The organism is Pseudomonas sp. RIT-PI-S (assembly GCF_025642975.1).
Taxonomy (GTDB): Bacteria; Pseudomonadota; Gammaproteobacteria; order Pseudomonadales; family Pseudomonadaceae; genus Aquipseudomonas.
Window position 1 is genome coordinate 1 of sequence record NZ_JANZKJ010000024.1, and the last position, 19,677, is coordinate 19,677.

Genomic DNA, 19,677 nt, shown 5'->3' on the forward strand with positions numbered 1-19,677 from the left:
CCCGACAGTGGTCGCGGTGCTGTTGTTAGCGGTTTCGACGGAAGTGCCGGTCACGGTCAGGGTGTACGAACCGCTGACGTTGCTGCCGGCACTGAAGGTGATGCCCGACAGGTTCCAGTTGCTTACGTCGACCGTGCCGTCACCACCTGGGATAGCGGTGTAGCTGTTGGTGCCATCGGTAATGGTGGCGCCGACCGGGATGCCGCTGATAACGGTGGTGTGGGTTTCCGAGCCGTCGTTGTCGGCGTAGGTGGCCACGGTCCCCAGGGCGATGGAGGTGTCCTCGTCGCCGGTGACTTCATGGGTAACCACAGCCGGCGCGTCGGCAACCGGGGTCACGTTCACAACGATATTGCCCACGGTAGTCGCAGTGTTGCCGTTGGCGCCTTCCACGGAAGTGCCGGTCACGGTCAGGGTGTACGAACCGCTGACGTTGCTGCCGGCGCTGAAGGTGATGCCCGACAGGTTCCAGCTGCTTACATCGACCGTGCCATCCCCACCTGGGATAGCGGTGTAGCTGTTGGTGCCATCGGTGATGGTAGCGCCGACCGGGATGCCGCTGATAACGGTCGTGTGGGTTTCCGAGCCGTCGTTGTCGGCGTAGGTGGCCACGGTGCCCAACGAAATGGCGGTGTCTTCGTCGCCGGTCACTTCGTGGGTGGTTACGGTAGGGGCGTCGGCCACCGGGGTGATTGTCAGGTCCAGCGTGCTGGAGGCACCGGTGTTGGTGGTGTAGGTGATCGTTGGAACGGTGCCGCTGTAATTGGCGGCAGGCGTGAAGCTGTAATCGCCATTGGCACTGATGACCAACGTGCCTACGCCCTGAAGGGTTACGCTTTGCCCGGCGGTGAAGGTACCGGTCACACCAGCGACGGTATAGCTGGTTACGGTGAGCGTGTTGTCGGCGTCGGTGTCGTTGCCCAACACGTTACCCGTGGCAACGGTGTCCTCGTTGAACGTAGCAGTGTCTGCACCAACGAGGGTCGGGCTGTCAGTCGGGCTGGTCTGCTCCGTAGCAAGGCTATCCCCGGAACTGATGCCAGCAGTGTCGAAGCCCACGGTGGGGTCCACCGACCCCCCAGTCTCTTGAAGCATCACAAAGCTGTGGCTGCCGCCGCCCGAGCCGCCGGTGTCCACGGTATTGCCAGCCGCGGTGGCTTCCAGGTCGGTGGTCGGGTCAGCGCCAGCGGCGATAGCCTTCTGCAATTCGGCCACTGACGGCGCTTGGTGAGCCGGCTCTTCCACCGCCACGGTTTGCGCAGGCGTGTTCGCGCTCCACTGGCTATCGCGGCCCACATCCAGGGTGCGACCGTCGTTCAGTGTGAGGGTCACTGCGCCCGAGGCACCGGTTTCCACTACTTCCCCCGCGAACAACCGATCCCCTTCAACAAGCACACGGCGGATGCCCTCAGGCGAAACGGCGACGACTTGGCCAACAATGCTTTTAACGATGGCGGCGACACTGCTCATGTGACTTCTCCGGGATTACCGATCTGGTCGCTTCCGTACGACTGGCAGGAAAAGGCCTGACATTTCAGAGGGGAGCGTGGGGTATTAATATTTATAGAGTTTGGCGTCATATATATGACGTTGTTTGTAGGAAATTAACTACCCGACAAACTATTGACCTATTGTGCGGCATCCTAAACAATCCGCTCCGTAATGTCACATTGATATTCACGTGGCTAACCGCCTGCATTGTGTGTTCCCAGTCTCTTGCAAGGACTTGCCAACATGCGCGCGCTTCGGTTGCCAAACTCGCGTGCTCCGACTCTTGGTCGTTGTCATTGTTCTTAAAGGATTTTTTGGGTAGCCCTGCTAATGCGTTCGCACTTCCTCGCTCTTCTTCCCCTCGCCATCGGTGCTACGTTCGCCCAGGCGGACACTTTGTCGGGTGCCATGCAACACGCGCTTGAAGTCCACCCAGAGGTCCAAGCTGGCGTCAATGCTCGGACGGCCGCCGACTATGCCGTTAAGGCCGCCAAGGGTGGCTATCTGCCACGTGTCGATGTTTTGGCGGGGTATGGTCGCGAGGGTACCGACAGCCCAACCACCCGCACTGCCACAGGCAACGACAAGTTCGACGTGTTAACTAGAGGCGAATCCAGCGTTCGTTTACAGCAAATGATCTTCGACGGTTTTGCGACGCAAAACGAAGTCGCTCGTCAACAAGCCACCGCCAATTCTCGGGCATATGCGCTGCTCGGAACGTCTGAACGCACCGGTCTGACCGTGGTTCAGGTTTACCTCGACGTGCTCACCCGTCGGGAATATGTTCGGCTGGCCGAAGAAAACCTTAAGAACCACGAGCGCATTTTCGACCAGATCAAACTGCGCACCTCCCGTGGCGTAGGCCGCACCGCAGACATGGATCAGGCCGAGGCCCGCCTCGCTCAGGCGCGCAACAACCTGCTCACCGAACAAACCAACCTCGCCGACGCAATCACCAACTACTACAGCGCCGTGGGCCAGATGCCCGACGAGCTAACGGCGCCAGCACCGCTGGTAGAGGGCATGCCGGGCAGCCTGGAACAGGCACGTGAGCAGCTGGTAGCGGACAGCCCGGTGCTGCGCTCGGCCGAAGCGGACATCGCCGCGACCGAAAAGCAATATTCTTCAGCCCGTTCGTCGTTCTATCCGAAATTCGATGCAGAACTCGCGCGCAGCGCCGATAACAACATCAGCGGCGAAGAAGGCCATTACAACGGCTGGTCGGCGATGGTACGCATGACTTTCAACCTGTACGCTGGCGGCGCCAACAAGGCTGACCTGGAGTCCAAGAGCTACCTGGCTGGCCAGGCGCTGGATATCCGTAACAACGCCCTGCGCCAGCTGAACGAAGAGCTGGGCCTGGCGTGGAACGCCTATAACAACGCCTCCGCCCAATTGCCGATCGCGCAGCAGTACGTTGACCGCAGCAACCGTGTGCGCACGGCTTACCAATCGCAGTTCAGCCTTGGCGAGCGCACCCTGCTTGACCTGCTCGACAGCGAAAACGAAACCTTCACCGCCGAACGTCGCCTGGCCGAGGTACAGAACCTCAAGCTGTTCAGCCAGTACCGGATCAAGGCGGTCATGGGCCAGTTACTCAAGAGCCAAGGTGTTGTCGCTCCGCTGGCATCGGTTGTGCAGCAGGACATCAAGCCGGAGGTTAAACTGCCCGGCATGAACTGATTCTTGACGGATCAGCCCCCCGTAACCTTAAAAAAACAGAGAGCGCAGCGTGGAATCAGAAGCCGGTCGAAACCTACCCACTCATGATCCACGCAGCCTGCACGACGATCCGCTGCTGGACGGCTTGCTGTCGCTCTGTTACCTGCATCAAAAGCCTGCCAGCCGAGCCATGCTCACCACTGGCCTGCCTCTGCCAGACCAGCGCCTGTCGCCCAGCCTGCTCAGCCGCGCCGCCGCGCGTGCCGGGCTACAGGGGCGGCTGTTGACCCGCCGCCTGGGGCAAATCCCTGCCATCGCCATGCCGGTGCTGCTGTTGTTGAAAGACGACCGCAGCGCCGTACTGGTGGGCTGGGAAGGCGACCAAGCTCGGCTGTTGCTGAGCGAAAGCGATGGCGGCGAAGTGCGGGTCAGCCGCGAGCTGCTCGAAGAGGATTACAGCGGGCGGGTGTTCTTCGCCCAGCCGCAGCACAAATTCGATGTAAGCCATGGTTCGCTCATTCCACGGGCGAAGTCTTGGTTCAAAGACACCCTCAAGCGTTCGCGCTGGCTATACATGGACGCCATCGCCGCCAGCCTGGTGATCAACCTGATCGCCATGGCAGCCCCACTGTTCGTGATGAACGTGTATGACCGGGTGGTCCCCAACCAGGCCACGGCAACGCTCTGGGTGCTGGCCGCCGGCATCACCGGCGCTTACTTGTTCGACTTGCTGCTCAAAGGCCTGCGCGGGTTGTGCCTGGACCTGGCCGGCAAGAAAACCGACCTGATCATTTCCGCCACGCTGTTCGAGCGAGTGGTGGGCATGGCGATGAAAATGCGCCCGGCGCGGGTAGGCAGCTACGCCCAGAACATCCATGAATTCCAGGGCATGCGGGACTTTCTTACCTCGCTGACACTGACCAGCCTGATCGACCTCCCCTTTACCCTGCTCATTCTGCTGGTGATCGCGATCCTCGGCGGGCACTTGGTGTGGATCCCGGTGGTAGCCTTCCCGCTGGCATTGACCCTCGGCCATGTGCTGCAAAAGCCACTGACTGCCACCCTCGAACGCACCATGGCGTTGGCATCTGAACGCCAGTCGGCGCTGATCGAAACCCTCGCGGGGCTGGATGGGATCAAGGTGAACAACGCCGAGAGCGAACGCCAGTACCAGTGGGAACAGACTATCGGCACCCTGAGCCGGCTCGAGCTGCGGGTGAAGGTGCTGTCCAGCCTGGCCATGAACCTGACGCTGATGATCCAGCAGCTGGCCGGCGTGGCGATGATCATCTTCGGTGTGTACCAGATCATCGACGGCAACCTCAGCATGGGCGGCCTGATCGCCTGCTACATGCTCAATACCCGGGCACTTGGCCCGTTGGCCCAGCTTTCCGGCCTGCTGACCCGCTACCAGCAAACCAAGGTCACCATGGCCTCGGTCAACCAGATGATGGAACTGCCGCAAGAGCGCAACTTCGAGGAGCGGCCGCTGAGCCGGCCAATCCTCCAAGGCGCCGTGGAGTTCCGCAACCTGGGCTTCACCTACCCGAACCAACAAAACGTAGCCCTGCGCAACATTAACCTGTCGATCCGCCCGGGCGAGAAAATCGGCATCATCGGCCGCAGCGGCTCGGGCAAGAGCTCCCTGGCCAAGCTGATCGTAGGCCTTTACGAAGCGGACGAAGGCGCCCTGCTGGTCGACGGCGTGGACATCCGCCAGATCGATGTCAGCGAGTTGCGCCACAACATCGGCTACGTGCCCCAGGACATCCAGCTGCTGGCCGGTACCCTGCGCGACAACCTGGTATCGGGCGCGCGTTATGTGGAAGACGAGATGGTGCTGCAGGCAGCCGAGCTCAGCGGTGTGCATGAGTTCGCCCGCTTGCATCCACAAGGTTATGAACTGCAGGTTGGCGAACGCGGCCAAAACCTTTCCGGCGGGCAACGGCAAAACGTCGCTCTGGCGCGAGCCCTGCTACTCAACCCGCAGATCCTCTTGCTGGACGAACCCACCAGCGCCATGGACAACAGCGGTGAAGAACGCCTCAAACAACGCCTGCTGCCTGTGATCGGCGACAAGACCATGGTGCTGGTAACCCACCGTGCCTCGCTGCTCTCGCTGGTGGACCGGCTGATCGTGATAGACCGCGGGCAGATCGTCGCCGACGGCCCGAAAGCCGCTGTGATGGAAGCGCTCAAGAAGGGGCAAATCAATGTCGCTTAACGTAGACCAGGGCGGTGTCGGCGCCTATTTCAAAGGCCGGGACAACCTCTCCGGCCAACCGCTGCCGGAGGTGAACAAGGCGCTGATCGACGACGCGCCACGCATCGTTCGCCTGACCATCTGGGGCGTGATCCTGTTCTTCGCGTTCCTGCTCGGCTGGGCGCATTTCGCGATCATCGACGAGGTCACCAAGGGCGAGGGCAAAGCGATTCCCTCATCGAAAATCCAAAAGATCCAGAACCTCGAGGGCGGTATCGTCGCCCAGATCTACGTGAAGGAAGGCGAGATCGTTGACGCCGGCGCCCCGCTGATTCGCCTCGACGACACCCGCTTCGCCTCCAACGTGGGTGAAACCGAGGCAGATCGGATCGGCATGGCCCTGCGGGTCGAGCGCTTGAGCGCCGAGGTGGACGACCGTCCGCTGAACATCGCCGATGATTTGCGCAAGGCGGCGCCCAAGCAGGCGTCCAACGAAGAGCAGCTGTACCGCAGCCGGCGCCAGCAGCTGGCGGACGAAGTCGGCGGCTTGCAGGCGCAGTTGCAGCAAAAGCAACAGGAACTGCGCGAATTCGCTTCCAAGCAGGAGCAATACCGTAACAGCCTGAACCTGCTGCGCCAGGAGATCGGGATGTCCGAACCGCTGGTCAAGCAGGGCGCGGTATCGCCGGTCGAGGTGTTGCGGCTCAAGCGCTCGGAAGTCGAGACCCGTGGCCAGCTGGACGCCACCACCTTAGCGATCCCTCGTGCGCAAGCCGCCATTTCCGAGGTGCAGCGCAAGATCGATGAAACCCGCGGCAAATTCCGCAGCGATGCCCTCACCCAACTGAACGAGGCACGCACCGACCTGAGCAAATACACCGCCACCGCCAAAGGCCTGGAAGACCGAGTCAGCCGTACCATGGTGTCTTCGCCTGTGCGCGGGATCATCAAGCAAGTGCTGGTCAATACCGTGGGCGGGGTTATCCAGCCAGGCAGCGATATCGTTGAAATCGTTCCGCTGGACGACACCCTGATCGTGGAAGCGAAGATCCGCCCGCAGGATATCGCCTTCCTCCACCCGGGCCAGGAAGCGATGATCAAGTTCACTGCCTATGACTACACCATCTACGGCGGCCTGAAGGGGCAGCTGGAGCAGATCGGCGCGGACACCATCACCGAAGAAGACAAGAAGCAGACCTACTACCTGATTCGCCTGCGCACTGACCGCAACCACCTTGGCACCGATGACAAGCCGCTGCTGATCATCCCCGGGATGGTGGCTTCGGTGGATATCATCACCGGCCACAAGAGCATCCTTAGCTACCTGCTCAAACCTATCCTCCGGGCCAAGGCCGAGGCGCTGCACGAACGGTAATTCCACCTGTGGGGAGCGGGCGCCAGCCCGCGAACCTGGGCTTCAGATGCAAACCCGAACGGCGATAACCTTATCGCCCTTCGGTATTTAAAGTCCCTTTCTTATTCCCATATATTGATCCCCGCGTACCTGCCGGCTCACCGGCGCGCCGCACGAACAGAACGAACACGGTCGTCCCCCGTGAGTTTCTTGTACATGCGTATTCTGCGCATGCGTGGAGTGTCAATATGCCCTCGGCCACTTACGCTGCCACCGCTCCCCGCGGGCAGGCGTTCGAGATTCACCCCTTCGATGGCGCGGTCGGCGCTGAAATTATCGGCCTGGATCTCGCCCAGCCGCTGAACGACACAGACTTTGCCCGTATCCATCGGGCGCACCTGGATCACCATGTGGTGGTGTTCCGCGACCAGCGCATCACCCCCGAACAACAGATCGCCTTCAGCCGCCGGTTCGGCGAACTGCAGATCCACGTGCTCAAGCAGTTCCTGTTGGCCGGTCACCCAGAAGTCCTGATCGTTTCCAACATCATCGAACAGGGCGCCCCCATCGGTTTGGGGGATGCGGGCAAGTTCTGGCACTCGGACCTGTCCTATAAACCGCTGCCCAGCCTGGGCTCGATGTTGCATGCGCAGGAATTGCCCAGCGAGGGCGGCGATACCCTGTTCGCCGATATGCACAAGGCCCTGGACGCTCTGCCAGCTGAATTGCGCAAGGCCATTGAAGGGCGGCAGGCGGCGCACTCCTATACCGCGCGCTACAGCGAACCGAAATTCGAAGGCGACTGGCGGCCAAGGCTGAACGCCGAACAGCTGGCGCAAGTGCAGGAAGTGATTCACCCCATTGTTCGCACGCATCCTGAGAGCGGCCGTAAGGCGCTATTCGTGAGCGAAGGCTTCACTACCCGCATCGTCGACCTACCCGAAGACGAAAGCCGCGAGCTGTTGGCCGAGCTGTATCGCTACAGCGTGCTGCCACAGCACATCTACCGACACCAATGGCAGCCCCACGACTTGGTGTTCTGGGACAACCGTTCGTTGATTCACCTGGCAGCAGGTTGCCCGGGGCATTTGCGGCGTAAGTTGTACCGGACCACCATACAGGGCGACGCTCCCTTCTAAGCCTGGTGTAACGCCATTCCCACCGCGCAGCCCGCCCCCTGGCGGCTGCCGGCGTTCCTTGCCCTGCCACGCCGCTTTATGCGCGGCTGTGCCTCACAGGTAGCCAACCCTCATGAACATGCCTATGGCCAACACGCCTCTGCTGGCGGTGGATAACGTGACCCTGGAATACCGAACGGCCCGGCAAATCGTGCGCGCCACCCACCAGGTCAGCTTCGAAGTGGACGTGCACGACCGCTTCGTGCTGCTTGGCCCCTCGGGTTGTGGCAAAAGCTCATTACTCAAGGCCATAGCCGGGTTCCTGCATCCGGCGCAAGGCAATATCAACCTCGCCGGACATCGCATCACCGGACCAGGCCCCGACCGGCTGGTGGTGTTCCAGGAATTCGATCAGCTGCCACCGTGGAAAACGGTCAAACAAAACGTGATGTTTCCCCTGCTCGCCTCCCGCGCCGCAAGCCGCGCCGAAGCCCAAGAGCGGGCGATGCACTACTTGAACAAGGTGGGCTTGGCCAGGTTCGCCGATGCCTATCCGCATACGCTTTCTGGCGGGATGAAAGCCCGGGTGGCCATTGCCCGCGCGCTGGCGACGCAGCCGAAGGTGTTGTTGATGGATGAGCCGTTCGCCGCCCTGGATGCCCTGACCCGGCGCAAGATGCAGGAGGAATTGCTCGAGCTCTGGGACGAGGTGCGCTTCACCCTGCTGTTCGTGACCCACTCCATCGAAGAAGCACTGGTGGTGGGCAATCGCATCCTCTTGCTCTCGCCACACCCGGGCAGGGTGCGCGCCGAGGTGCACAGCCATCATTACGGCCTGCACAGCCTGGGCAGCGACGCCTTCCAGGCCTCGGCCCAGCGGATCCACCAACTGCTGTTCGATGAAGCCCCTCATGCACCACGAGAGCAAAACCCGTCCTTCAACGACATCCGTATTGCCTATTAAGGAGCGCCGCATGAGACACGAATACGAAATCGCGCCGGCGCCTCTGCTCGACGTCCCATTGCAGCGAACGCTCTCGTTGCCGCGCCGCTTGTGGCAACAAGGCTGGCTGCGCAAAGCGTTGATACTGCTGGTGCTCGGGTTGTTGTGGCAGGCCGCGGCAACCTATACCGCCAACGACCTGCTGCTGCCCAGCGTTTCGCAGATTGGCGCGGCGCTCATCGAAGACACCGCCAGCGGTGAGCTGCCGGCCAAGGTCATGGTGTCGATGGGGGTGCTGCTCAAAGGGTATGTGCTGGGCATCGTGCTGGCTTTCGTACTGACCACGCTTGCGGTCACCACTCAGCTGGGCCGCGACCTGCTGGGCACTCTCACCTCGATGCTCAACCCATTACCGCCCATTGCCTTGCTGCCGCTGGCATTGCTGTGGTTCGGGCTGGGCGAGAAAAGCCTGGTGTTCGTGCTGGTGCATTCGGTGCTGTGGCCGCTGGCGCTCAATACCTACGCAGGCTTCATGGGGGTATCGGACACCCTGCGCATGGCGGGGCGCAATTACGGCCTACGCGGCTTGCGTCTGGTGGCGTCGATCCTGATACCCGCAGCGCTGCCGTCGATTCTGTCCGGCCTCAAAATCGGCTGGGCGTTTGCCTGGCGCACCCTGATCGCGGCGGAACTGGTGTTCGGCGCCACCAATGGCAAGGGCGGCCTGGGCTGGTACATCTATCAGAACCGCAACGAGCTGTTCACCGACAAGGTGTTCGCCGGCCTGGCCGTGGTGATCGTGATCGGCCTGCTGGTGGAGAACCTGGTGTTCGACACCCTGGAGCGAGTGACGGTCAAGCGCTGGGGCATGCTGCGCTAGCCCCTAGGTTTATTGCCAAGGTCCCGGCTCGCCGATCAGCCGGCCTTGCACGCCCTCGATGCCCATCTCACGGATCACCGCCAGCTCGCCTTCGGTTTCCACCCGCTCGGCAATCAGCGGCAGGTCGATGCTGTGTGCGGCGCGCTGGATGGCCTCGATGAACAGCCGCTTGTGGTTTTCCTGGTCAATGGCGCGAATGTAGCTGCCATCCACCTTCAAGTAGGCCAGGCCTAAATGGGCCAGGTTGCCGATCATGCTGAAGCGGCCGCCAAAGTGCTGCAGGGCCAGGCCAAAGCCAAGCGCATGCAAGCGCCGGGTGACTTGCTCGAGCACCTGTTGCTCTGGCAACTGCTCTTCGCCGATTTCAAAGATCAGCCGTGGGCCGAGGCTGGCGTGCTGGGTCAGCAGGTCGAAAATATGGCTCAGGGCTTGAGGGTCATCGAGCGTGGCGGCGGACAGGTTCAATGCCAACACACCCGGCCGCGCCTGCAAGTGCGCCAATACCAAGCGCAGCATCACCTGGTCGAGGCGGCTGGACCAACCGAACCGCTCGATCCACGGCAGGAAGCGCCCGGCAGGCACGGCCAACCCCTGGGCGTCCAGCACCCGTGACAGCACTTTGTGGTGCAGCGCGGTGTTGTCTTGCGCGTTGACCACCGGCTGGAAGAACAGCTGGAAGCGCGACCCCTGCAGGGCCTGATCGAGCAAGCTATGCCAGGCATGATGGTCGTCGCCGCCGGGCTGCACCGACTGCTGGTCCAGGCATACCCAGTGCTCCTCGTCCGGGCCCTCGGCTTCGGCCTGCGCCAATGCCTGGTCGGCGAGCTTGAGCAGGTCGTGCGGAGCCTCACCCGCCACGTAGGGGGCCAGGCCCATCCAGGCCACGGGGAAGACATCCGAAGCGCCGGTTTCGTAGAGGCTGTGCAAAGCGGTATCAAGGGCCTGCGCCAGCTGCCGCGCTTCGTCCAAGGTCAGCCCCGGCGCCAGCACCGAGAACTCACCGCCGCGGCTTCGGCAGATCAGGTTGCTGGTTTCCGGGTGGTGCGCGCATTGGCGTACCAGCATTGCGCCCACTTCCTTGAGCAAGGCGTCGGCGGCCGCGGCGCCCATGCGCAGGTTGAGGCCAGCCAGATCGTTGACTCGAAGCAGCAAGAGGTAGCCGGCGCGGTTCTCTTCCCCATGGCTGACCCGGGCTTGCAGTTGCATGTCGAAGTAACGCCGGTTCGCAAGGCCCGTGAGGCTGTCCTGGTACGACTCCACCCGCAGCCGTTCGCTGCGCTCGGCTTGCTCCATGAACAGCGCCTTGAGCTTCTCGACCATCTGATTCATCGCTTGCACCACCCGGCGCAACTCCGGCGTGCGCGGCAGCTCGGGCAGGCTGAGGAACTCACGACGGGCAATGGCATGGGACTGTTCGACCATGTAATCGAGCGGCCGCAGCTGGCGTTTGAGCAAGAGCGCGCCTAGCAGGCCGCTGATGGCCCCGCACAACACCAGCCAACCCAGGCTGCCCAGGGCGCTCTGCCATAGCTTGGCCAAGGCGAACATCGGGTGGCTGACGACTTCGACCCGGGCAGCCTGTTGCCACCCGCGGCTGACGATGGCATCGCCGCCTGCAGCCTCCAGGCCAATCAGCCGAACGAACCAATGCGGCACTTCGGTGCTATCGGGCTCGGCGCTGCGCTCGACCATCACTTTGTTGTCGGTCAGGTCGACCACCCGGATGCTTGCATAATAACCACTGTCGAAGATGGAGCTGACCATCAACTCGACCATGGCCGGATCGTCGATATTAGGCGTGAGCGAAAGCGCCAGGGCCGTGGCGGCGTCCTGAGCGTGCGAACGCAGTTGGTTGACGTACTGAGCCCGGGAGCTTTCCAGGCTGACCATAAAACTGCCGCCGAACGCCACGATCAGGAACAGGCAAATGGCTATCAGAAGTTGCTTGAACAGAGACATCAGGGCTCCTGGTTAATTGGTGGGCTCGGCCGGAAAGCCTTCGGCAGCCATTTTTTTCAACAGATCCTGCCAGCGCGACAGCCGTTTCGTATCGCCAACCCGCTTGTTACCACCCGCGCCGGTGAGCCATAAACCCTCGCCATTGAAGGCATACACCGGCAACAGGTCGGTCCGTTGGCTGGCTGGCTGGATACCGTCGACCAGGCTGTCGAGTACCAACGGCATCGCCTCGGGCGTGGCGTAGTACGTCAGCACCATGTGCGCCCGGTTCTGCCGCAGCGCCTTGACGTAGGTGATGCGCAGCTTGTCACCGGAAACGCCGAGATGGCGCAGGCTGAAATACTTGGCGATGGCATAGTCCTCGCAATCCCCAGCCCCTTTCCACAAGGACTGGATCGGCGTGGCCCAATAATCCACCTCGTGCCAGAGGTCGATGTCTTCCTGGTACTGCAATTGGTGGTTGAAGAACAGGTTCACCACATTGAGCTGTTGCGCCTCGGGCACTTGTTGCTGCGTGGCCAATAACCGCTGCCAGGCATCGATACGCTGCTGCCCCGCGCCCAGCGGCCCATACAAGGCCTGAGCCCGACGGCTGATCAGGGAGAAGTCCCAATCGGCCTGCAAAACGCCAAGCAAGCTGAAGCTCACCGCCAACGCGAACGCAAGGCGGCGCAGCAGCATACTTACGCGTTGACCCTTCACCACTACGGGCAACCTGACGAACACTGGAAAGAATTGAATGGTGCGGGTACATTCGGCAAAAGACAATGGCAACTTGCAATCACTTTATCGACGCACATCCGCTGCTGTCCAAACGAGGCTTGTAACGTTCTGAGCGGCAATGATAAGTGCTGAAAACCTGTGGTAAAGGACGTAAGCTCCTTTTCATCGCAGCGGCACGGGTAGGCGCGCCATAATCCTGCCCAGTAGTCGACCGGCAAGTAGGTTGGCTTGCTTGAACCGCGATTTAAAACATTTGATCGTTTCACCATTATCAAGGTAGTCAAAGTGCCCAGAAAACCCAGCCCCTTGAGTGTCGTGCTGGCGGCGGAGCAGCTGCCTCCTCACCTTGCTCGCTCGATCATCGAAGAAAAACTGCGCGCGGCTATTCTCGACGGCAGCCTGCCCACAGGTACGGCAGTTCGCCAACAAGAGTTGGCAACCATGTTCGGGGTCAGCCGCATGCCGGTACGCGAGGCCCTACGGCAGCTGGAGGCTCAGGGCCTGCTAGCGGTCGAGCAGCATAAGGGCGCGGTCGTGGCCCCGTTGATTACCTGGGATGCGACAGAAACTTACGAGTTGCGCATCCTGCTCGAAACCGAGGCGCTGCGCCAGTCGGTCCCTGCGCTCACCGAGGAAGACTTCAATGAAGCTGACCGGGTGATCGACCAAATGGTGACCGAAAAAAACTATTCGGTAATGGGGGAATTAAACAAACAGTTCCACCTTGCTCTGTATCGAAAAGCACACAATCGTCGGTTGATGACGCTGGTATCCGTAGGCCTGGACGAAGAGGAGCGCTTCCTGCGTTTTAACCTCGAAGCCATGGGCCTGGGTGAAGTGTCTCAGGACGATCACCGAGAACTGGTCGCGGCCGCTCGTGAAGGCAACGTCGACTTGGCCGTGGAGCTCCTCACCCAGCACCTGCGACGCGGCATACAAGCCATCACCGAATACCTGGAAAAAAAACGCGAAAAGTGACCGGCGCGCCGGCCCGCCGGCGCGCAGCTTTCCCCGCCTGATTTCGCCTCTCCTGCTGCCCTCTTCCCCCCTCTGCGCCTAGCCACTTGGGCCGGCCCTGCTCGCCCACGCTTTGCTGACCCTAACGTGCTGGCTGCCTTCGGGTGCGCCAACCCATGGCGTTATCAAGCCAAAGCGCACACTCTTTACCCCGATCGACCAGGGGCCTTTGCATAAGGTACCGGCAGGGAAGGAGCAGGAGGATCGACTAAGGCCAGGATGTAAGGCCAATAAAAAACAACCCACTCTTGAATGTTCGCCCCCACGCGTAACGCGCCTTTAATGCGCAATACTTTATTTTGATCGGATTTGATCGAAAGAAGTATTCCTACGCCTTTTAAAACTTTTATAGAAGTTTTAAAGAGCAAACTCGTGCTTACGAAAGTGCAATTAATAATTTTCCCAAAATAACTTGCAAAGTGCTTTTGGCCTGAACTAAGTTTAATTGGCCGAAGCAAATTTTTCGCCGCAGCCCTGCAAGGCTTTCACTGAGCCTACAGCTGCCAGGTACTTATCTGCGGCATGACAAAGTGCCAACTACGCCTGGATGTTGCGTTCTAGAGCGCCTGATACCACTTTGCCGGATTTCGGCTAGCCGACCAAACTTACACTTGAGCAGAAAGGATCCCGACTATGCAATTTCTTGAGAACTTGCTGGAACAACGCAAGGACGTACTTGGGCGCCATCCTATATTTGCCGAAATCACCACGCTCGCGGATTTGCGCTTGTTTATGCAGACGCATGTCTATGCGGTATGGGACTTCATGTCATTAACCAAGCGTTTACAAATCGAGCTGACCTCGGTGTCCCTGCCTTGGCTGCCACCTGCGCAACCTGACTCTGCGCGGTTAATCAACGAAATCGTATTAGGGGAAGAGTCCGACCTGCGCCTGTCGGGTGGCCACTACAGTCATTTCGAACTGTACCTGGATGCGATGCGGGAAGTGGGTGCCGATACCGCTCCGGTTGAAACCTTTATTGCACTTCAGCGCCAGGGGGTGAACTACCAAGCTGCGCTGATGAAGGTCGGCGCGGATGAAGCCGCCGTCCATTTCGTTGGCCATACTCTGGAGATCGCCCGACAGGCGCCCGCGCATCAGGTGGCGGCGGCTTTCCTGCATGGCCGAGAGAGCGTCATTCCCGGCATGTTCCAGCAACTGCTGGACGACCTTGGGGTAGCACACGAGCAGGCCCCTACCTTCCGTTACTACCTGCAGCGGCATATCGAAGTAGACAGCGACGACCATGGGCCCGCAGCGGAGCAGTTGCTGCACCGCTTGACCGGTGACGATCAAGTGATGCGCCGTGAAGTGCTGGAAGCCGCCATTGCCGCGGTCGAAAGCCGGCTGGCGCTTTGGGATCGGCTGCGTGCCAGCCTGCGCGCCGCGCGTGGGGAGGTGGCCGCATGAATGCCCTGACCTATGTATCGTTCGCCGAACAATGGGAGCGCCGCGCAACCATCCGCACTCGCCCTCGACGCCAATTGGAGCACGATGATCGGCTGATCTACCCGTTAAGCCGCCAACCGCTGGCGGTCAGCGCGGTGCTTCAGCGTGAGTGCCCTGAGCAGCGCGATTTCGTACTGCTGCAAACGCTGTACAAATTCATCAACGACATCGTGATATTCGAGACGGAGATCGTCGATAAGACTGCACGCAGCATTGCCAAGGGGCACTTTCCCGTAGCCTTTCCGCTGCCCTGCCGCTATGACGCCATGACCGTGGTCGTCGATGAGGATTACCACGCGCTGGTGGCAATGGACTTTTTGCAGCAGACCATCGCCAGCACTGGCATTCAGCCAATCGCCATGCCAGAAGAGATCGAACTGAGCCGAGCCATTCCCGCCGCGATGGAACAGGCGCCGACCAGGCTCCGGGCCGCCATCGAACTGATCTGTGTCTCCATCGCCGAAAACACGGTAACCAATGACGTTGCGGCCTTTGCCAAGGACGATACTGTCAAACCCTCCATCAAGGGCCTGATGGCCGACCACCTGGCAGATGAAGGCCGTCATTCCGCCTTTTGGACGGACCTCACTCGTCTGTATTGGACCAGCGCCAGTGAAGCGGACCGGGCGGCGATCGCCGAGCAGCTTCCAGTGTTCATTGAGCAGTACCTGACCAACGACATCCAGAAACGCTTCGATACGCAGCTGATCGAGGCGCTGCCCGTGCCGCCCGCGGTAGCCGAGGCGCTCAAGCGAGAGATCGTTGGCCTGGCGTTTCCTATCGGCCCACAGCACCCGCTGGTGATGAACATCATCAGGTTCTTCAGGCGCAGCACGCTGTTGGACACGCCCTGCGTACGGGCAGCCTTGGCGCCCTACCTCAGCTGAATAGCCGGAGCACCCTATGAAACAGCTAACCATCTGGCTCCTGGGCCGTAGCGCACTGCTAGAGGCCGTGAGCCAAGAACTCCAAGCGTATGGCCATGAATGCCACCTGCAGCGGGAGGCGGCGCTGTGCTTGCCCGCCCCGCGCGTTGATTTACTGCTGGAAGATGGCAGCCTACCCTTGGACCCCGCCCTGCGCCGGGACTTGGCCGACTCACCGCAGCTATGGCTGGCCGTGACCCTGGGCGAGCAGGACGAACATGGATTGCCCAAGGTTGCGCTGAAGGTGCGCCATCAAGACCAAGCGGTTTTGTCCAGCCCGGTAGCCGCCGAGCACGCTGGCAATGGTCGATGGCTTCATCAGGAAGCGATACACCAATGGGTTGAAGCATTGGCGGACCTGGTCGGGCAACTGGCGCGGGATAATGCGGCTCTTGTTGAGCTTCATACCCCATGGCAGCCCAGTCCACACCTGCTGACGCCGTTAGCCTTCGATGCGGTGGCCTACCGGCACCGATACAACCAAACCTCCCGCCCGGCCTTGCTCGAGATCGCCGAACACCCCCTGGGCCTGCGCCTGGAAGCGAGCTTTGCCCAACACGCGGACCTTACGGCCCTGCGCTGGAATGGTCAGGCTTGGACGTATGCACAACTGCGAGAGGCTGCCGAGCCTGTACGCCAACGCATCTTGGCCGACGGCAGCCATCAGCCGGTGGTCGGGGTGTGCATGGATAAAGGGCTCGAGCTGTTCGCTTGCGTGATAGGCATTGTATTGGCCGGCGCCGTGTATTTGCCCCTTGAGCCCAGCCACCCCGCTCAGCGTCGGCGTTTCATTCTGGAAAACAGCGGCGCCCGGCTGCTGTTTCAGCGCAACGACGACGTGACGCTGGAAGGCCCTTGGCAGGCGCTCGACCCAACGCGGCTGACTGTCGCGCCCCAGTGCCCGCCCTCACCGGATTGGCAAGCCGAAGCCCCCTGCATGGCCTTGTACACCTCCGGCACTACCGGGCAACCGAAGGGTGTACTGCTCAGCCAGCGCAACCTGAGTCATTTCACTGCCTGGTACGCGGAGCATACCGGGCTAGGCCCCGACTCACGGGTGCTGCAGTTCTCTACACTAAGCTTCGATTCGGCCACCATCGACCTCTTCCCGACCTGGCTCAGTGGTGCCACGCTGATTGTCGCCAACGAGGACGAACGCCGCGATCCAGCCCTGCTCGCCGCGCTGGTCGTTCGCGAAGAAGTCAGCCATGGCTTCCTGCCTCCGGCGCTGCTGAGCATCCTGCCATTGGATTCCCTGGCAGGCGTCGACTGCATCGCTACCGGCGGCGACGTGTGCGAACCCTGGGTCATCGAGCGGCTCGCCAGGCAATGCCGCTTCCTGAACCTGTATGGCCCTACCGAGGCCACCGTACTGGTCACCGCGCGGGATTTCCAACCCCACAGCTCTAATCGAAGCCTCGGCTCGCCGATTGCCAACAGCCAAGTGTGGCTGATAGGTGAAGACGGGCGCCCGGTGCTCCCGGGCGAAACGGGGGAGCTTTACATCATTGGCCCAGGCGTGGGCCTGGGCTACATCGGCAATCCAGAACAAACCCTTCGGCGCTATGTCGAGTTGGCGCTGCCCGATGGCGACACAGTGCGCGCGTACCGTACCGGTGATCTCGGCCGGTGGGGTAACGAGGGGCTTGAGCTGGTCGGGCGCAAAGACAACCAAGTAAAGATCCGTGGGTTCAGGGTCGAGCTTGAAGAGATCGAATGCTGCCTGCGCGATGCCCGACTCTATGGGCAGGTCGCTGTGGTCATCGGTGAAGGACGGCGCATCCTTGCCTTCGTCGCTCACCCTACGGGTTGCGCTGAAGCGTTGCCTGACGCCCTTCGCCAGTATGTGGCACAGCACCTACCTGCCTACATGCATCCAAGCGCGTATGTGGAGTTGCCCACGCTGCCTGCCGCCCCCAACGGCAAGGTCGACCGCCAGGCACTGCTTGCGATGCCCGTCAGCGCTCCGCCCGCTGACGGAAACACCCCACTGACCGAGCAGCAATCTCAACTTCAAGCGCTATGGGGAGAACTACTCGAACTTGCACCTGAGGAGATATCCACAGACGAAAGCTTCTTCAACCTGGGCGGTCATTCCATTGTGCTGTCCAAGATGCTGCTGAGCCTGCGTGAACGCTTCGGGCGAAGCGTGTCTATCAATCGGTTTATCGAGCTGCCCACTATCGAGCGGTTAGAGCAATTACTGGCCGCGGACACGGGAAACAGTAATGGCATCATCGATACCCAAGCCCTGATTGATGCCAACCGCCCCATAGACATAACGCCGCTACCCCTCGCAGAGGTCGGTGATGTGCATAAAGTACTGGTAACGGGCGCGAACAGTTTCGTGGGAGTGCATATTGTAGCGGCGCTGCTGGGCTGGGGCGCAAGCGAAGTCACCTGCCTGGTGCGGCCTGGTAAAACGATCACCGCCGAAGACCGCTTCGCCGCAGCGCTTGTGGATAATCATCTATCAATAGACATGACTCGGGTTAAGGTCCTGCCAGCTGACCTCACCCAGCCCCGATTGGGCTTGAGCGAAGCCGATTACGAACGCATAGATCAAACCTACGGTGCGGTTATCCACAACGCGGCCAACGTCAATCACGTACTGGACTATTCATCACTCGCCGCGGAGAACGTCGAACCGTTGTTCGAGCTCCTTAGGTTATGCGAGGGCCGACGTAAAAAAATCCTGAACTTCGTTTCTACCTTATCTGCATGCAGTGCTGTGGATAGCTCCGGGGCCGTTTTAGAAGGCGGTCCGGCTGCTACCCCACCCATTTACATACGCAACGGCTACAACCTGTCCAAATGGGTCGGCGAGCGGATTTTGCAACGGGCCGCCGAGGCCGGCTGCTTTGTGAATATCTTCCGCCCCGGGAATATCAGCTTTAACAGCGTTACTGGGGTATGCCAGCCACATAAGAACCGGCTCATGCTCATGCTTAAGGGGTCGCTCCAACTCGGCGCATTACCCGCCCTGGATCTGAATTTCGATCTGATGCCCGTCGACTTCCTGGCAAAACTGATTGCCTTCCAAGCCAGCCGCCATAGCACTACGGCGACGGCGTTCAATCTGCATAACCCACAACCGTTGAGCTGGGCCGACTATGTGGCGTCGTTCGCCGCAGTAGGCCGGAGTTTTGATGTGATACCGGTGCCCGCCTGGCAGGAACGGCTCAAGGACGTGGATAAAAACAACGCACTCTTTGGCGTGCTGGGTTTTTACCTCAATGGGTTTGAGGAAGACATAGGCGACATCTCCCAAATTCATCACGTGAACGCCGCCGCTGTTGTCGCGCGGATGGGAGAAACCTACCCCGCTAAAGACCCCGCGCTACTGGCTCGAGGCAGTGCCTATCTGAACACCATCGGCTTTATCTAATCACCCAAGAGGAGCTACACCATGAGCGATTTACAGCCTAACACCCGCATCCATAACCCAACCGGCGTACGGATCGAATCCACGGTCGAGGTTCCCGCCTCTCCCCAAGCTACCTGGGAACTGGTAGGAGACTTCGGCGGCTTCCAACGCTTCATTACGGCATTGGAATGTACGCAGGTCACAGGCAACGGCCCAGGCAGCGTCCGCCATAAGACCTTCAAGGACGGTAACTTCGCTATCGAGCAGCTCAACACCTACGATGCGCAGGCCATGAGTATGACTTGGACACTTATCCATACCTCCCTCCCGGTGGGTAACCTGTGGGCGGCGATGGAGGTTATACCTGCAGGTATTGGCCGCTCCCGCGCTACGTGGACCATCCAGGCAGAACCAGCGGCAGTTGGGGAGCTTCAGAACCTGAAAGCCTTTGGCGAGTTTTTGCAGGGCTTTGCCGACGGCGCAATGGCCGAAGTGCAGCGGCTACTAGCCTGAGTACCGCTGCTGCTCGTAAAAAACCCTAGAAAGACAAAAGCCCTGGTCGCGTAAGCGGCCAGGGCTTTTGAT

14 protein-coding genes are annotated in these 19,677 nt (G+C 60.7%); 11 read left to right on the forward strand and 3 right to left on the reverse strand.

Features of this window, described 5'->3' with window-relative positions; all coding sequences use genetic code 11:
* Positions 1-1,470: retention module-containing protein (locus OGL93_RS21895; protein ID WP_263265125.1), on the reverse strand; the 1,470-nt coding region annotated here is incomplete at its 3' end.
* A 351-nt stretch (positions 1,471-1,821) separates the two neighbouring features.
* On the opposite strand from OGL93_RS21895, the gene OGL93_RS21900 reads away from it, so the two are divergent.
* The 6 genes from OGL93_RS21900 (at position 1,822) to OGL93_RS21925 (ending at position 9,651) form a co-directional block, all read left to right on the forward strand.
* Positions 1,822-3,174: a TolC family outer membrane protein gene (locus OGL93_RS21900; RefSeq protein ID WP_263265126.1), complete on the forward strand. Its 1,353-nt coding sequence runs from the start codon at positions 1,822-1,824 to the stop codon at positions 3,172-3,174.
* A gap of 49 nt (positions 3,175-3,223) precedes the next feature.
* Entirely contained in the window at positions 3,224-5,377 is a 2,154-nt protein-coding gene (locus OGL93_RS21905) for a type I secretion system permease/ATPase (protein ID WP_263265127.1), read from the forward strand.
* The gene (locus OGL93_RS21910; protein WP_263265128.1) at positions 5,367-6,731 is read left to right on the forward strand and encodes an HlyD family type I secretion periplasmic adaptor subunit; all 1,365 of its coding nucleotides are present in this window, start codon (positions 5,367-5,369) and stop codon (positions 6,729-6,731) included. The genes OGL93_RS21905 and OGL93_RS21910 overlap by 11 nt, the downstream gene beginning before the upstream one ends.
* Positions 6,732-6,958: 227 nt before the next feature.
* Complete coding sequence (locus OGL93_RS21915) at positions 6,959-7,849, forward strand: TauD/TfdA family dioxygenase (protein ID WP_263265129.1); 891 nt, start codon at positions 6,959-6,961, stop codon at positions 7,847-7,849.
* A gap of 112 nt (positions 7,850-7,961) precedes the next feature.
* Positions 7,962-8,792, forward strand: coding sequence for an ABC transporter ATP-binding protein (locus tag OGL93_RS21920; protein WP_263265130.1), 831 nt, complete (start codon positions 7,962-7,964; stop codon positions 8,790-8,792).
* 10 nt (positions 8,793-8,802) lie between these two features.
* Positions 8,803-9,651 (forward strand): ABC transporter permease, encoded by an 849-nt coding sequence (locus OGL93_RS21925; protein WP_263265131.1) that lies wholly within the window; start codon positions 8,803-8,805, stop codon positions 9,649-9,651.
* Between the two features lie 9 nt (positions 9,652-9,660).
* Here OGL93_RS21925 and lapD read toward each other — a convergent pair whose 3' ends face one another.
* Positions 9,661-11,610: a cyclic di-GMP receptor LapD gene (lapD, locus tag OGL93_RS21930; RefSeq protein WP_263265132.1), complete on the reverse strand. Its 1,950-nt coding sequence runs from the start codon at positions 11,608-11,610 to the stop codon at positions 9,661-9,663.
* A 12-nt stretch (positions 11,611-11,622) separates the two neighbouring features.
* Positions 11,623-12,291, reverse strand: coding sequence for a cysteine protease LapG (lapG, locus tag OGL93_RS21935; protein WP_263265133.1), 669 nt, complete (start codon positions 12,289-12,291; stop codon positions 11,623-11,625).
* 327 nt (positions 12,292-12,618) lie between these two features.
* Between lapG and OGL93_RS21940 the strand changes: the two genes are divergently transcribed.
* The 5 genes from OGL93_RS21940 (at position 12,619) to OGL93_RS21960 (ending at position 19,605) form a co-directional block, all read left to right on the forward strand.
* Positions 12,619-13,311, forward strand: coding sequence for a GntR family transcriptional regulator (locus OGL93_RS21940; protein ID WP_263265138.1), 693 nt, complete (start codon positions 12,619-12,621; stop codon positions 13,309-13,311).
* A 672-nt stretch (positions 13,312-13,983) separates the two neighbouring features.
* Entirely contained in the window at positions 13,984-14,760 is a 777-nt protein-coding gene (locus OGL93_RS21945) for a DUF3050 domain-containing protein (protein WP_263265134.1), read from the forward strand.
* Positions 14,757-15,686, forward strand: a complete 930-nt coding sequence (locus tag OGL93_RS21950; protein ID WP_263265135.1) for a diiron oxygenase — start codon at positions 14,757-14,759, stop codon at positions 15,684-15,686. The genes OGL93_RS21945 and OGL93_RS21950 overlap by 4 nt, the downstream gene beginning before the upstream one ends.
* Before the next feature lie 16 nt (positions 15,687-15,702).
* Positions 15,703-19,113 carry an amino acid adenylation domain-containing protein gene (locus OGL93_RS21955; RefSeq protein ID WP_263265136.1) on the forward strand — a complete coding sequence of 1,137 codons (3,411 nt, stop codon included), beginning with the start codon at positions 15,703-15,705 and terminating at the stop codon, positions 19,111-19,113.
* A 21-nt stretch (positions 19,114-19,134) separates the two neighbouring features.
* Positions 19,135-19,605 carry an SRPBCC family protein gene (locus tag OGL93_RS21960; RefSeq protein ID WP_263265137.1) on the forward strand — a complete coding sequence of 157 codons (471 nt, stop codon included), beginning with the start codon at positions 19,135-19,137 and terminating at the stop codon, positions 19,603-19,605.
* Positions 19,606-19,677: the final 72 nt, after the last annotated feature.